10 protein-coding genes are annotated in these 14361 nt (G+C 39.3%); 4 read left to right on the forward strand and 6 right to left on the reverse strand.

Features of this window, described 5'->3' with window-relative positions; all coding sequences use genetic code 11:
- Positions 1-33: 33 nt before the first annotated feature.
- The 3 genes from DUT70_RS05845 to DUT70_RS05855 are packed head-to-tail and all read right to left on the reverse strand — an operon-like array spanning position 34 to position 5438.
- The gene (locus tag DUT70_RS05845) at positions 34-381 is read right to left on the reverse strand and encodes a hypothetical protein (protein ID WP_113646316.1); all 348 of its coding nucleotides are present in this window, start codon (positions 379-381) and stop codon (positions 34-36) included.
- Positions 382-399: 18 nt separating this feature from the next.
- Positions 400-2253 (reverse strand): RagB/SusD family nutrient uptake outer membrane protein, encoded by a 1854-nt coding sequence (locus tag DUT70_RS05850; RefSeq protein WP_113646317.1) that lies wholly within the window; start codon positions 2251-2253, stop codon positions 400-402.
- A gap of 17 nt (positions 2254-2270) precedes the next feature.
- A complete protein-coding gene (locus DUT70_RS05855; protein ID WP_113646318.1) occupies positions 2271-5438 on the reverse strand; it encodes a SusC/RagA family TonB-linked outer membrane protein in 3168 nt (1055 codons plus the stop codon).
- 475 nt (positions 5439-5913) lie between these two features.
- Here DUT70_RS05855 and DUT70_RS05860 point away from each other — a divergent pair, with 475 nt between their 5' ends.
- Genes DUT70_RS05860 through DUT70_RS05875 form a run of 4 tightly spaced genes read left to right on the forward strand, consistent with a single transcriptional unit; the run spans position 5914 to position 12014 of the window.
- Positions 5914-7119, forward strand: coding sequence for a glycoside hydrolase family 88 protein (locus tag DUT70_RS05860; RefSeq protein WP_113646319.1), 1206 nt, complete (start codon positions 5914-5916; stop codon positions 7117-7119).
- Positions 7120-7167: 48 nt separating this feature from the next.
- Positions 7168-9153, forward strand: coding sequence for a heparin-sulfate lyase HepC (gene hepC, locus DUT70_RS05865; RefSeq protein ID WP_113646320.1), 1986 nt, complete (start codon positions 7168-7170; stop codon positions 9151-9153).
- 13 nt (positions 9154-9166) lie between these two features.
- Positions 9167-11146 carry a heparin-sulfate lyase HepC gene (hepC, locus tag DUT70_RS05870; RefSeq protein ID WP_113646321.1) on the forward strand — a complete coding sequence of 660 codons (1980 nt, stop codon included), beginning with the start codon at positions 9167-9169 and terminating at the stop codon, positions 11144-11146.
- Positions 11147-11150: 4 nt separating this feature from the next.
- The gene (locus tag DUT70_RS05875; protein ID WP_113646322.1) at positions 11151-12014 is read left to right on the forward strand and encodes a heparin lyase I family protein; all 864 of its coding nucleotides are present in this window, start codon (positions 11151-11153) and stop codon (positions 12012-12014) included.
- A gap of 206 nt (positions 12015-12220) precedes the next feature.
- Here DUT70_RS05875 and DUT70_RS05885 read toward each other — a convergent pair whose 3' ends face one another.
- From DUT70_RS05885 to DUT70_RS05895, 3 genes are all read right to left on the reverse strand, one after another.
- Positions 12221-13234: a formylglycine-generating enzyme family protein gene (locus DUT70_RS05885; RefSeq protein WP_113646324.1), complete on the reverse strand. Its 1014-nt coding sequence runs from the start codon at positions 13232-13234 to the stop codon at positions 12221-12223.
- A 236-nt stretch (positions 13235-13470) separates the two neighbouring features.
- Positions 13471-13755 (reverse strand): hypothetical protein, encoded by a 285-nt coding sequence (locus DUT70_RS05890; RefSeq protein WP_113646325.1) that lies wholly within the window; start codon positions 13753-13755, stop codon positions 13471-13473.
- 62 nt (positions 13756-13817) lie between these two features.
- On the reverse strand, positions 13818-14258 hold the full coding sequence (locus DUT70_RS05895) for an Hsp20/alpha crystallin family protein (protein WP_113646326.1): 441 nt from the start codon (positions 14256-14258) through the stop codon (positions 13818-13820).
- Positions 14259-14361 lie beyond the last annotated feature (103 nt).

The raw sequence follows: 14361 nt of genomic DNA on the forward strand, positions 1-14361 counted from the left end.
ACAGCTTGTCCAAAAATTTGCGTAGTGGACAAGCTAGTTAGATTTCACCTTCTGTTTTTCTCTTAATTCAGCTGTGAATTCTTTCCAAGCTTTCACTTGCTCTGGAGTTAAAATTTCCAGTTCTTTAGCTCTCATATTTTTTAAAAAATCGGCTAATTTCTCTTTCTTTTGCACCTCGTTTAAAGTGGCATCTTCACGAATAGCTTTCTGCCCCTTGCCACTTTCGGCAATTACATCGTGCATCGCTTTACGGCTTTCATCGCTTAGTTTCATCACTGTAAACATCGAGTCCCTCAATTCTTTCATGCCTTTTGGCTTGGTTTGTGCGGAAGCGGTTAAAGCACAAATGAATGCCAGTACCACTAAAAAGCTCTTTTTCATCAGTTATAAATTTTAAGGTTAGTAATTAGGATTTTGCCTGGTGATACTTTTGTTTACATCTAATTCATTTTGCGGCAATGGATAAAGCTCATGTCTACCAGGCACAAAATTGGCGAATGCTACATAAAAATAAGTACTTCTGATGGCCTTTAGATTATCATTGGTTTCTTTGATTTTAGTCGCCAACTTGTTCCATCTAACCAAATCAGAACGACGCATACCTTCAAAAGCAAGTTCAAACGCTCTTTCATTAAAAACTGCGGTAAAAAAGTCGTCCTTATTCAAACCTGTTGGTAAATCTGGCTGAATAATGCTCGCTATTGCTGTGGCACCAGTGCCGTTACCGCCAGTAATTGTTACCGTTGGTACAGAAGTATAGTTTGCACCGAAATTGGTCATCACGATACCTGTTACCCTACCCGAAGAAATTGTTGCTGTTGCTGTAGCACCAGTACCGCCACCGCCAGTAATCGTTACGGTAGGTATGGCCGTATATCCCGTTCCAGCGGTGCTTAAGGTTACGTTCACCCTGTTGTTATAAAGGTCTTTTCCAAACCCCCTTCTTCTAACCGTGTTAATGGCTTCATAAGCCAATTGATTGGGTCCGTTGTTCAGTTCATTTTCTACCTCGGCCCTCATTAGCAGTACATCCGAATATCTTAACACCACGTAATTGATATGGGTATATTGTCTTTCTGTTGTAGTGGTGTTCACTTGGTATTCGCGGCTCCACTTTGCCGTCGACCAGTTTTGATCATTGTTTCCTGTAAGCGGCACCCTTGCCCCAGCCGCGTTGATATTATAGGTTGCAATGGAGAAGTCTCTTCTGATATCTCCTGTTTGAAAACTATTGTAAAAAGTTCTGGTGGCTACACATCTTGCTGCCACGCTACCATATACGCCATTAGCAGTTTGTACACCGTTCCATATGCCGATGTAAGATGCATTTCCCCTGTTTCCAGAAGGATTATAAAAAGCGACTTCGAATAAATTTTCTGTAGGCTCAAATTTATGTTGGCATTGGTTTTTGAAAACTAGCGTATAATCGGTATTTAACTTGTAAAGGGTACTTCCAATAACATCATTGATGTGCTTTTGAGCTAATTGATAATATTCTTTATAATTATCTGGGCGTTTTGCCTGTCCATCTGCTCTTAACGAATATCCACCAGCAAACAATGCTACCCTAGCCAACATTGCTTTGGCAGCCCATTTATTGATACGCTCGTTGGTTGGCAAAGTTGCTGGCAGCAGTTCTGCAGCTTCCTCCATATCTTTGATGACCTGCGTATAAATTACATACCTATCGGTAAGACCAAGCTTAAGATTGTCTCCAGTTTGTGAGCTTTTTGTTTTGAAGGGTACATCGCCCCAAAAGCGCACCAATTCAGAATAATAAAATCCACGCAGAAATTTGGCTTCTCCCAACATTCTGTTCAATTCTGTCTTTTCTGCAGCTGTACCATTAGTAAACTGGCTCATTTGCGGGATTTTTTCTATCACCACATTTGCCCTATCTATACCTTTATACAATGCGCTCCAAACGGTGTAAAAAATAGCAGTACCAGCCGCACCTTTATAGTGTGGCACCATTCGCCATTCATCAGAAGTATCTCCAGAAACCTGACCAATATCCGTATCATTATCAAAAACCTGTGGAATATACCATCCATAAGTATCTAACGACGACATGATTTCGTACACGCCTAAGGTAGCCATATACGCTTCATTAGTATCATTAAAAAAATTGGCTGATGTAAAGGTAGAATAAGGGTCTGCATCTAATGCCTTTTTACATGAGGTGATGCAAAGTAAACCAACCAACAAACCCGTAGCCAGTACTCCTTTAAAGTAAAATATCTTGCTTTTCATTTTTAAATCAATTTTGGTTAGAGAGATAAGTTAATTCCAGCTACAAATGACTTTGCACGTGGATAAGCGCTATAATCTACGCCTGGTGTAAGTGCTGTACGTATCACACTCACCTCTGGATCATAACCAGAGTATTTAGTGAATGTGTGTAGGTTGTATCCCGTTACATATACCCTAAGCCTGTCAATCTTCAATTTGCTTAATAATTTCCTATCGAAAGTATAACCTAAGCTTATGTTATTTATCCTTAAAAACGAGCCGTCTTCAATGATATCTGTGTGCAACCTACCCGTACTATTTCCATTATAGGCGGGATTTACCTTACCTTGGTTTAAGGCCGTTAACTCTGCTGGATCAGTTACCCTAACGCCTGCAGCATTAATAGTTGTCCACCTGTTTGCAAACTGAGCCAAAGTATTTTGAAACTCTAAATCTAACCTAGAGTTATTGAGTATGTTGGCATTGTAAATATCATTACCTACGCTAAAATTCAAAAATATACTCAAATCAAAACCTTTGTAACTGAAACTGTTGTTAATACCACCTATAAATTTCGGATTAGCATTACCAATAGTCGTTCTGTCATACTGATCAACCACACCATCGGGAACCCCATTAGGTCCACTAATATCTTTAAACTTGATAAAGCCTGGTTGGGCAGCCGCTTCAGCGTCTCTAACCACCCCAGATTTTAAGGTGTAAACACTTGTAGCGGTATTGTAATCGAAATCACTTACCTGATAAAGACCATCACGCACATAACCGTACATTATACCTACTGGCTTTCCTACCGCTAAAATAAAATCATTTTTATCAGTATAACTAGTGGTTAGCATCGACGTTTCTCCATCACTTAAACTCAATACCTTTGTTTTGTTAAAGGCGATGTTAAAATTGGTATTCCAATTAAAATTTTGCGTTTTTATGTTACTGGTACTTAATGTAAACTCCAAACCTCTGCTTGATGTAGTACCAATATTTTGGATTTGTGAAATGAACCCAGAACTAGCTGGAATACGTGATTGAAATAACAAATCTCTCGACTGGTTATCGTACCAATCTGCTGTTAAGGTAATGCGTTGCTTCAACAAGCCAATATCTAAACCTGCATTTAAAGACCTCACTGCTTCCCATTGTAATTGAGGATTAGGCAAATTCTGCTGATAGGCTGTTGTTACAACTTGATTGCCCAAGGGATATATGCCATTGGTAAAAATACCTAGGGCTGCGTAGTTGGCAATACGGTTATTCCCCGCCTCTCCATAACTCAATCTCAATTTCAAATCTGAAAATACTTTCACATTTTTCATGAAGTTTTCTTGGATTGCCCTCCAAGCAATTGCCGCCGAAGGAAATAATCCCCACCTGCTGTCTTCTCCAAACTTAGAAGAACCGTCTAAACGCAAGCTCGTTGTTAACAAATACTTGCCTTTATACCCATAATTTGCCCTGCCAAAAAATGATAACAATTTCTCATCTTCTGCAAATGTGGTAGGAATACTGGCAATGGTACCCAACGATAGGTTATCCCAGCCTTGATTTACAGCTGGAAAACCTTTGATATCTCCTGTAGCCAGTGTTTCTGCATAACCATAAATGTATTCTTGTCCTAACGTAAAATCTACCTTATGCGCCTTGTTAAAAGTATTGTTATAACTTACGGTATTGCTGTAGTTAAATCGCTGATTTGTTAAGGTGCTGACACTACCAAAAGCGCCTCCAGAGCGTATAGCCAAAATAGAAGCGGCATCATTAAAAGATTTCACTTTTCTATTGCCCTGTGTATAATTTACCAAACCTCTGTAGACAATTTTATCAGTTAAATAATACTGCGCAGTGGCATTGGCATTTAATGTATTAACAAGCGTTTCTCTGCGTTGTGTATTTAGAGTAATTACTGGACTTTGAAACAATGCATTTCCAGCACTTGCGCTAGGATCTAAAGGATCTATTTCAAAATCGATGAGATCTTCATCTGAACCAACGATTCCAGTCAATGGTCTAAATTGGATGAGCGATTGGATGATACTGGTGCGAACCCCACCTTCCTGCACGCCCAAACCCGTAATTTTCTGGTTCGAGTAGTTAACAATACCACTTATCGAAAACTTTTTATTTACATTATGATTAACGGTAAGCTTGGCAACGTGCTTGTCAGACGAACTATTTAACAACAAGCCTTCATCTTTATTCAAGGCATAAAAAAGGTTAAACTTAGTTTCTCGGTTTCCGCCATTAAAGGCAATTTTATGATATTGGTTCAAGGCAGTACCCCCCATCACCTGATCTTGCCAATTGATTCCTGGCCTATTCAGATAATTTTGCTCCAACTGATCAAAAGTACCGTAGTTAGTTGTAAATCTGGCCATGCGCAATGGATCGCCCAAAGAACGTTCATACAGTAGCTTCGTATAATCGTAAGGGTTCATGGCATTCAACTGGCTTGTTATGGTCTTAGCTCCAACATAACCATCATAATTAATAGTTACCTTACCTTCTTTAATCTGCTTGGTAGTTACTAAGATTACACCATTAGCACCTCTGGCACCATAAATAGCGGTAGCAGACGCATCTTTCAATACATCTACAGATTCTATATCCATAGGATCTAGAAAGCTAAGGCCATCGGTTTGAGGTACACCATCTACTACATATAAAGGTTCGTTACTTTGGGTAATTGATGTTCCTCCCCTAATTACAATACTTGGTGTAGCTCCTGGTGTGCCATCAGGCATGGCTACCTGCATGCCAGCAATTCTTCCTTGCAAAGCTTGTGACACGTCTTGCACTGGCATTTTTGCTAATTCCTCTCCTTTAATGGAAGAAACCGCACCCGTAAGATCTTTTCTTTGAACCGTTTGTCCGTAGCCAGTTACCACCACCTCATTCAGGTTATTCTGGTCATCTAGCAATTTAACATCTATGGTAGTTCTGTTTTTTACAGGCTGCTCCACGGTTTTTGTCCCTAAATAGGTAAAAACCAAAATGGCATTAGCCTTTACTTTAATTTGATAACTACCGTCAGCAGCAGCAATAACTGCGTTGTTGGTTCCTTTCTCATAAATGGTAGCCCCTACCTGAGGCTCATTGTTTCCATTTCTTACCACTCCTTTAACAACAATCTCTTGCGCAAACAACGATGCCCAGAACAATGTGAATAGCAGTAACAATACAGTTTGTTTCATGTTTAACTTTTTGTTTTCCAGTTTGGGTTTTCTTCCTAATTGACAGACGATCAGCGCATCAAATTAATCGTACAAAATTACTCATCGTAATCCTTCAAAAACAACTGCCGTTAATTTAATACTCAATAGCAATTCAGAAACCCGTACCTATGTTTATTATTGGTTAGCTTGATAAAACGAATTTATAAACAGCCTTTTGAATTAAATTTCAGTTTTGGATAATTTCCTATCAATTTTGGTTAATGGCGATTAAAGATATAAATCAACAGAACCTAGCCATTATATCCCAATAAGTGCGGCCAAACTATTAAACAGCCTTTTTTATTTGAATATCTTATGATGACTAGCTCATCTGCATACACCAAAGATTAAACAAAATCGAAATATTTAAAGCTTTTATTGAAAGCCTCCCTTGATTGCACTTGGTACCTTCACTATACAAAACACCAGATAAAAATATAAACTTAAGGATTTCATGAAAAAGACGTTTAGCACGCTTTTAGCGACAATAACTATTACGCTTAGCGCCAATAGCTATGCCACGCTGAAACAGGAAGAGCCATCGCCCGTTTGGCTGAAAAAAACCACCGATATCATCAACCTACAACTCAGCAAAGCTGCGCAAACTTATCAACCTGGCAAGAACCCCCGTTCGGTAAACCCTGATGGTAGTGTAAGGGTTGTTGGTGTTAAAGATTGGACTACTGGCTTTTTCCCTGGCAGTTTATGGTATGGTTATGAGCTTACCGGAAATAAAGAACTAGCGGACAAAGCAAAAAAATTCACCTTAGCACTAGATTCTATCCGTTACATTAAAGATACTCACGATATAGGCTTTATGTTATATTGTTCATACGGCAATGCCTATCGCATTACAGGCGATAAAATTTATTTGCCCGTACTCAGTGATGGTGCTAGAAATTTAGCCGCACGATTTAACGCTAAAGTTGGCGCTATTCGTTCCTGGGATTTCGGCAAGTGGCAATATCCTGTAATTATAGATAATATGATGAACCTAGAGTATTTATATTGGGCAGGCAATCAGTTTAAAGAACAAAAATATACCGCAGTAGCTAATGCCCACGCTACAACTACCATGAAAAATCATTTCCGAAAAGATTACAGCTCCTACCATGTGATAGACTACAATCCCGAAAATGGTAACGTGGTACGCAAAGCTACCCATCAGGGATTAACAGATGAATCTTCTTGGGCACGCGGACAGGCTTGGGGCCTATATGGCTATACCATGTGCTATGCCAATAGTAAGGATGCTAAGTTTCTGGCGCAGGCAGAAAGTATTGCCAAATTTATCATGAACCATCCAAAAACACCAAAAGATAAAATTCCAGTTTGGGACTACGATGTACACAATGCTTTAGAAACAGCTGAGCGTGCACCAAGAGATGCTTCTGCAGCAGCGGTTATTGCATCAGCTTTGCTAGATTTGAGTACGCAGGTAAAAGACGGCAAGAAATATTTTGATTATGCGGAAAACATTCTAGAATCGTTATCATCTGAAGCTTATCTGGCTAAACCAGGTGAAAATGGGTTATTTATCTTGAAACACAGTACTGGTGCAATGTTATATAATTCTGAAATAGATACCCCGCTTGATTATGCTGATTATTATTACCTTGAAGCATTAAAAAGATATAAAGAAATTAAAAAAATCATCTAGCACAGTTATCATTTAACCAGGGTTTGATATGACTAATCAATTTAACAGATGAGAACGATTAAAAACATCATTGCCGTATTTATACTCAGTTTAACCATTTTAACGGTTAAAGCACAAGAACAGCCCATACATAAAAGTAGTTTTGAGCAAATCAATCTAGCTAGCAAAGGGCTAGAGAAGGTGAAAAAATTAGTAGACGATGCCAACTATGACGAAGCCGCCAAAGAATTACTAAAATACTACCGTAACCGAACCCATGTAAGGCATTTAGAGTACAATTTAGATGAGCAGCAAAAATTTGCAGGAAAAAAAGTAAATGAAAATACGCTTGAACTGGCCAATAATATTTTGCTACATCAATTTAAGCCTCATAAGGCTTATCCCACTTATGATTATGGTAAAGATATCAACTGGCAATACCGCCCAGTTCAAGATCAATTGTTGACCACGTTTTTGCACCGCACTGCTTTTTGGGAACCCTTGGGTTTAGTGTACCGCAGCACTGCTGATGAAAGATATGCCAAAGAATGGGTTTTTCAGGTTCGTGATTGGATCAAGAAAAACAAGCAAGGTGCATACCCCGATGATAAAGAATATGCCTGGAAAGCTTTTGTAGTCTCTTTCAGGCTAAACCATTGGTCGGGTTATTTCAACATGTTTCTCAATTCACCTCATTTTACTCCCGCTTTTTTGATGGAGTTTTTAAATGCTTATCAGCAGCAAGCAGATTATGTGGCAGCAAACTATACCGACATTGGCAACCATAGGCTTTATGAGGCCCTACATTTAATGTATGCAGGCAGTGCATTTCCAGAGATGAAAGCCGCGGAAAGCTGGCGGAAAAGCGGCATCCAAGTTTTAAACGAAGAAATAAAAAAACAGGTCCTGCCAGATGGGGTTCAGTTCGAACTCTCCCCTTCCTATCACATTGGTAGCATTAAAATATTTTTAGATGCACTACAAATTGCGCAATTAAACGGTTCGGCAAAGGAATTCCCAGAAAGCTATCGTCACCTGGTTGAAAAAATGGTGCTCGCTGTAGGTAAATATTCATTTCCAGATTATACTTTTCCGCTTTACGGCAATGCTTTTATCACCAATAAAAGTATCATGCTTAAAAACTACCAAACATGGGCCAAAGTATTTCCGCAGAATAAAGTAATCGAATACTACGCTACAGACGGCAAAAGTGGCGAAAAACCAAACTACCTTTCGAGTGAGTTACCTAATGCAGGATTTTATGCTTTCAGAAATGGCTGGAAAATGGATGCTACAGTGATGCAAATTAAGGCTGGCCCACCTGCCGAATTCCATGCCCATCCTGATAATGGAAACTTTGTACTATGGGTAAAAGGACGTGATTTTACACCTGATGCTGGGAGTTTTGTTTATGCCAACGTGGGTGATCAAGAAAATGCAAAAAGAGATTGGTACCGATCTACAAAAGCGCACCAAACGCTTACCCTAAACAATCAAAATATCCTGATCAATAAGGCTAAAGTTAGTCAATGGCAACCAAAAGGAAACCTGCAATTATTATCCTTCGTTAACCCTAGTTATAAAGACTTAAACCATCAAAGAAGTATTTTATTCATTGATCAGAAATTCTTTGTAATTATTGATAGGGCCATTGGCACCGCCACTGGAAATTTGGCAATTAGATATCACCTGAAAGAGGATAGCAAAGCTACTGTTGACTTAACAAACAACAGTATAAAAACCAATTATACAGATGGCAATAACCTGCTGATACAAATACTAAACAAAGATAAAATTAGCGTAAAAGAAGAGCCAAGCTTTGTTTCTTATGTATATCAAAAAGAAGCACCAAGACCAGCATTTGCTTTCGAAAAACCTAAAAATGATAGTAGCACGCAGGGCTTTATATCGATATTATATCCATACGATGGCCAAACTCCGCCTAAAGTAGCGCTTACTGAAAATAAAGGCAACAGCATTGCTGATGGAAAAATTGACCTTACGTTAACTATCAACGGCAAAAAAGTTGATATCAAACAAGACTTGAGCAACTAACACCAAACTGAAGATGAACTTAAAAAGAAACATAGCGCTTTGCATCATGCTAATTGGTGGCATAGTTGCCTATGCACAAGAAATACAGCTCACAAAGACGAGTTTTGACCACCTCAACCTTTCTTATCCTGGGCTAGAAAAAGTAAATAAAAATGTCGTTAACGGCCAATATGAAGCAGCCGCGGCAGAACTGCTTAAATACTATCGCCAAAGAAAAAACATTAAACATCCTGAATTTAACCACGGTGAAGAAGCCAGATTTAGAGGTAAAGACATCGGAAAAGCAAATCAGGAAAAGGCAGACAAAGCTTTAGTGCACCATTTCCAGCCGCAAAAAGGTTATGGCTTTTTTGATTATGGGGCAGATATTAATTGGCAGTACTGGCCAGTAAAAGACAATGAAGTCCGCTGGCAACTACACCGGGTATATTGGTGGCAACCTATGGGCTTGGCCTATCGCAGTAGCGGCGATGAAAAGTATGCGAAGGAATGGGTATTACAATTTAGAGATTGGAACAAAAAAAATCCTTTAGGGCTTTCTGCCGATAATGACAAATATGCTTGGCGACCACTAGAGGTTTCTGAACGCATACAAAGTTTACCAGGCACCTTTAATCTATTTCTTAATTCGCCAAACTTTACCCCTACCTTTTTAATGGAGTTTTTAAATAGCTACCATCAGCAAGCGGCCTACATTCCGCCCAGATACTCTGATAAAGGGAACCATCTGTTATTTGAAGCACAGCGTATGCTATTTGCTGGCGCTTTTTTCCCAGAATTTAAAGACGCGGAAAGCTGGCGTAAAAGTGGCATAGCAGTACTAAATACTGAAATCAAAAAACAGGTTTATGATGATGGCGTACAATTTGAGCTTTCACCAGTATACCATGTCGCATCAATCGATATCTTTCTGAAAGCCTATAATGCCGCAAAGATGTCTGGTTTGGAAAACGAATTCCCAAGCAGCTACAGTAAAACCATCGAAAATATGGTGATGGCATTGATCAGTTTTACTTTTCCTGATAATAACAATCCCATGTTTGGCGATTCATGGTGGGTAGATAAAGAAGCCAGAAGAAAACAATTTGGCACGTGGGCTAAAGCCTTCCCCTCAAATGAAACCATTAAATATTTTGCTACCGATGGCAAAGAAGGTAAGGAGCCCGACTTTCTTTCAAAAGCACTGACAACTGCTGGCTTTTATACATTTAGAAATGGTTGGAAAGAGAATTCAACGGTAATGGTATTGAAAGCAAGTCCCCCAGGAGAATTTCACGCCCAACCTGATAATGGCACTTTCGAACTTTGGAAAAACGGTAGAAACTTTATGCCAGATGCAGGTTGTTACGTGTACAGCGGCGATGCAGAAATCATGAAGCAACGCGAATGGTTCAGACAAACCCGTGTGCACAATACTTTAACGTTGGACAATAAGAACATGGTAATTACCCAAGCCAAGCTAGAAAAATGGAGTACCAGTCCAAAACTAGATATTTTAAGTTATACAAATCCAAGCTATGCCAACCTCAACCATCAACGTACGGTATGTTTTGTAGATCAGCAGTTTTTTATCATTATCGATAAGGCCGAAGGTAAGGCAACTGGCAATTTAGGAGTACATTTTCAGTTAAAAGAAGACAGCAAACCTGTTTTTGATTACAAAGCCCAAAAGATATCTACCAACTATGCCGATGGTAATAATTTACTGATCCAAAGCTTACATACTAAAAACATTGCTGTAAAAGAAGAGGAAGGAAAAGTTTCCTATGCTTACCAGAAAGAACTTTCCAGACCAGCATTTTGTTTTGAAAAACCAAAAGCCGACGATAAAGCTCAATATTTTGTAACTGTACTTTATCCTTACCATGGCAGTGATGAACCTAAAATAAGCATGAAAAGTTTTGATGAAGAAAGTTTAAAAAATGGCAAGCTCACTTTAAGCTTAATTATCGACGGCAAAGAGAAGACCATCCAGTCGAACCTACAACGTTAAGGCCATGTATCCAACTAACAAAGTCCTAAAAAAAGCAAAAGCTCAATACCTATTTCTATTGATGCTGCTTATTGGTTGTTATGCCTGTAAGAAAAGCAATACAACAACCAGTGGAACCAAGGAAGAAATGCAAGCAGTAGCGCCCCTACCGCTACTAGAAATCAACTATGAAAATGGCATGATCAACTCGGGCATTACCAACCTTAATGTAACCGATGCCACTGCTGCAGATGCTTCCTATTTAGTTTCTCCCGGTCATAACAATAGCAAGTATGCCATTGCCCACAAGGTTACTTTAGACGATAATGGCTATTTCTCTGACAATCATTGGCGCAGCGAAAGCGCCACTGCAAATGTAAATGAGGGGAGGCATGTTCCTGGCGACGAACGTAGATATGAATTTAGCCTATTGCTTAAGGACTGGAAACCCTATGTTGCCACTCAAGATGGAGATGCAGGCGATATCATCTTTCAGGGAAAATTGGGCGGCGGTGGCAATCCAGCATGGTATTTAATGACCAAAAGAAATACAATTGCTTTCAGAATGCCCAATGATAATCTTCAAATCAATATCGTTAACGACTATCGACCTCATATCAATAAATGGATAGACTTTAGGATAGACATGCTTTGGTCAAATACAGCTACTGGCTATTATAAAGTTTTTGTAAAACTACCTGGAGAAACCGAATACCAGAAAATGTATGAGGTAACGAACTTTAAAACCTTTAATCCCGACAATCCAGAGGCCAAGTTAGGTTACTTAAAATGGGGCTTATATAGGCCAGCCTCATCAACCGCCAACAACGACGTACCTACCCGCATCATCTGGCATGATGATATAAAAGTGTACAAACTCCCGCTATAATTTCTTATTTCCCGATACTATCGTATCCAATTTTCCCTGCAACTTTACAAAGCGGCTCGGAAAATTGGATTTACAGCAGCTTCTCACCTCATTTTTCTTAGTAATCGGCCATCCCTTCATCTTTTGGGGAGACGGCTTACAAGTAATGATCATCACGCTGCTCATCAATATCCACCCCATGCTAAAAAGTCTATTCCTATTCATCGCTACTTAACAAGATCTTTCACACACCTAAATCCTAAATTATTCGAAGCACTATTAATTTCGCCCTTGCCCCTACTCCCCGCTTTATAGCGGTTACAATACTCATCACTACATAAAAAAGAACCGCCACGCTGTACACGCTTAACTAAATTCGGTTCTTGTGGATCATAACTATCAGCAGGACCTTTCGGATTTTCCTTCGGACTATGCTGATAATAATCTGGTCGGTAATAATCAGCACACCATTCCCATACGTTGCCCTCCATATCATAAAGGCCAAAAGCGTTGGCAGGATATGATTTCACCTCGGCAACGCCTTTAAACCCATCATCTTTGGTGTCGTTGTTCGGAAAGTTGCCCTGAAATATATTGGCTTGCCATTTACCCTCAGGTTTTAACTCCGTACCCCAGTAATAAGGCAACTGCTCCTTTCCAGCCCTGGCAGCATACTCCCATTCGGCCTCCGTTGGCAAGCGCTTCCCCACCCATTTGGCATAAGCTTCCGCATCGGTATAGCTGACGTGTACTACTGGTTCATTAGGGTCGTTTTTGCTGTTAGCACCAAAAGGTGTTTTCCAATTGGCTCCTTTCACATATTTCCACCATTGAAGCGGATTATCCAACGAAACTGGTTCCTTAGATGGCAAGAAAACAGCAGAACCTGCAACAAGATCTGCCAAAGGCACACCTGGAAAGTCCTTAGGGTCAATCTCCCTTTCGGCAATAGTTACATAACCAGTAGCCGCCACAAATTTTGCAAACTGCTCGTTTGTCACCTCATGTTCATCCATCCAAAAATCATTTAAATGAACGTTATGTATGGGCAGAGCATCTGCAAAACTAGGATCATCAGAACCCATGGCAAATTCACCACCTTTAACCAATACCATCCCATCCTGTATAATGATGTCTCTCTTAGTGGGCGAAGTATCATTAGACCGCTCTTTTGTACGCCCTCCACAAGAAAATATGATTAAACTAAGCGTTACCGTTAAAAAAATCAAATTACTTCTCATCTATAATATCCCGTAAATTTAGTGTACCAAGCTACAAGAAACTGAAATATAAATTATTCATTATTGACTTTTTATCTTTCAAAGAGGTTGAAAAATATCCAACAAAGGTTTATTTAATAAAAATAAAGAATGTGATGAAAATAAAGCTGAACACACTCCCGAAGAGTCGGTACAGGCACCGTCGAGATAACCAGAAAGAAAGTGATGGCATTGAAACCTCTCCCTAACCCTGCTAGTTACTCTAGGTTCAGCTCCTTAAAAAGCTCTTTGGTAATCATTTTAGTGTTATAGGCCAAATGTTCCCAATTGCAATGAAGAATATGTATGGGATAGGGAATGCCATTTACCCTTTTGGTTAGGTCCATACTAATTACCGAATTCTCTTTCAAGCCTTCTTCACCTTCTAGCAATCCAAAAAGCTGGTTGGCAAAATGTTCATCGGTCCCCAAATAAAATCTTGCATAGGTTTCTAAACCTTTAATGGTTTTCATGTTCAACGAAATCTCAAAAGAAATCTTCATCACGCCTCATTAGAAAAAAAGAGCCACCTAATGGCAGCTCCTTGTTTTAATGTTCCAATTACTTATTTAATTTCAATTTGACGGCTAATCGTTTTTGCCTCTTCCCTTTTCGGAATAGCGATGGTTAAAACGCCGTCGTTATAAGTTGCATTGATCCCATGCTCATCTGCCGTTTCGGGCAAGGTAAAAGAGCGAACGAAAGCATTATAGCTATATTCCATTTTGGTATAGCTTCTTCCATCGGCTTTGTTTTCTGTCGTCTGCTCTACGGAAACAGTTAACACGTTTCTTTCAAGATTGATCTTGAAATCTTGCTTTTTGAGGCCTGGAGCAGCAAGTTCAACATGATAATGGTCGGCACTTTCACTGATATTTGTGGCAGGAACCCTGCTCACCATGCGGTCATTAAAGAAAGTGTCGTTAAAAATGGATTCAAAAGCATCATTAAAGCCTGGCATTAATGATTTTTTTTGGTTGTTTGGATTAAATTTAACCAATGTCATGGGTTTTTCCTCCTTAATTTGATTTAATGATTAAAACTTATAATTAATTAAACTTTGAACCAACGTTCACTTACACCTTTACAATCTACATGCCGTGACGTGC

It is taken from the genome of Pedobacter chitinilyticus, from assembly GCF_003313385.1.
Lineage (GTDB): Bacteria > Bacteroidota > Bacteroidia > Sphingobacteriales > Sphingobacteriaceae > Pedobacter > Pedobacter chitinilyticus.

Coding starts and splice junctions, on each gene's coding strand:
- DUT70_RS05850 (WP_113646317.1), bottom strand. CDS start 2,253: ATGAAAAGCAAGATATTTTACTTTAAAGGAGTACTGGCTACGGGTTTG.
- DUT70_RS05855 (WP_113646318.1), bottom strand. CDS start 5,438: ATGAAACAAACTGTATTGTTACTGCTATTCACATTGTTCTGGGCATCG.
- DUT70_RS05845 (WP_113646316.1), bottom strand. CDS start 381: ATGAAAAAGAGCTTTTTAGTGGTACTGGCATTCATTTGTGCTTTAACC.
- DUT70_RS05885 (WP_113646324.1), bottom strand. CDS start 13,234: ATGAGAAGTAATTTGATTTTTTTAACGGTAACGCTTAGTTTAATCATA.
- hepC (WP_113646321.1), top strand. CDS start 9,167: ATGAACTTAAAAAGAAACATAGCGCTTTGCATCATGCTAATTGGTGGC.
- DUT70_RS05860 (WP_113646319.1), top strand. CDS start 5,914: ATGAAAAAGACGTTTAGCACGCTTTTAGCGACAATAACTATTACGCTT.
- DUT70_RS05895 (WP_113646326.1), bottom strand. CDS start 14,258: ATGACATTGGTTAAATTTAATCCAAACAACCAAAAAAAATCATTAATG.
- hepC (WP_113646320.1), top strand. CDS start 7,168: ATGAGAACGATTAAAAACATCATTGCCGTATTTATACTCAGTTTAACC.
- DUT70_RS05875 (WP_113646322.1), top strand. CDS start 11,151: ATGTATCCAACTAACAAAGTCCTAAAAAAAGCAAAAGCTCAATACCTA.
- DUT70_RS05890 (WP_113646325.1), bottom strand. CDS start 13,755: ATGAAGATTTCTTTTGAGATTTCGTTGAACATGAAAACCATTAAAGGT.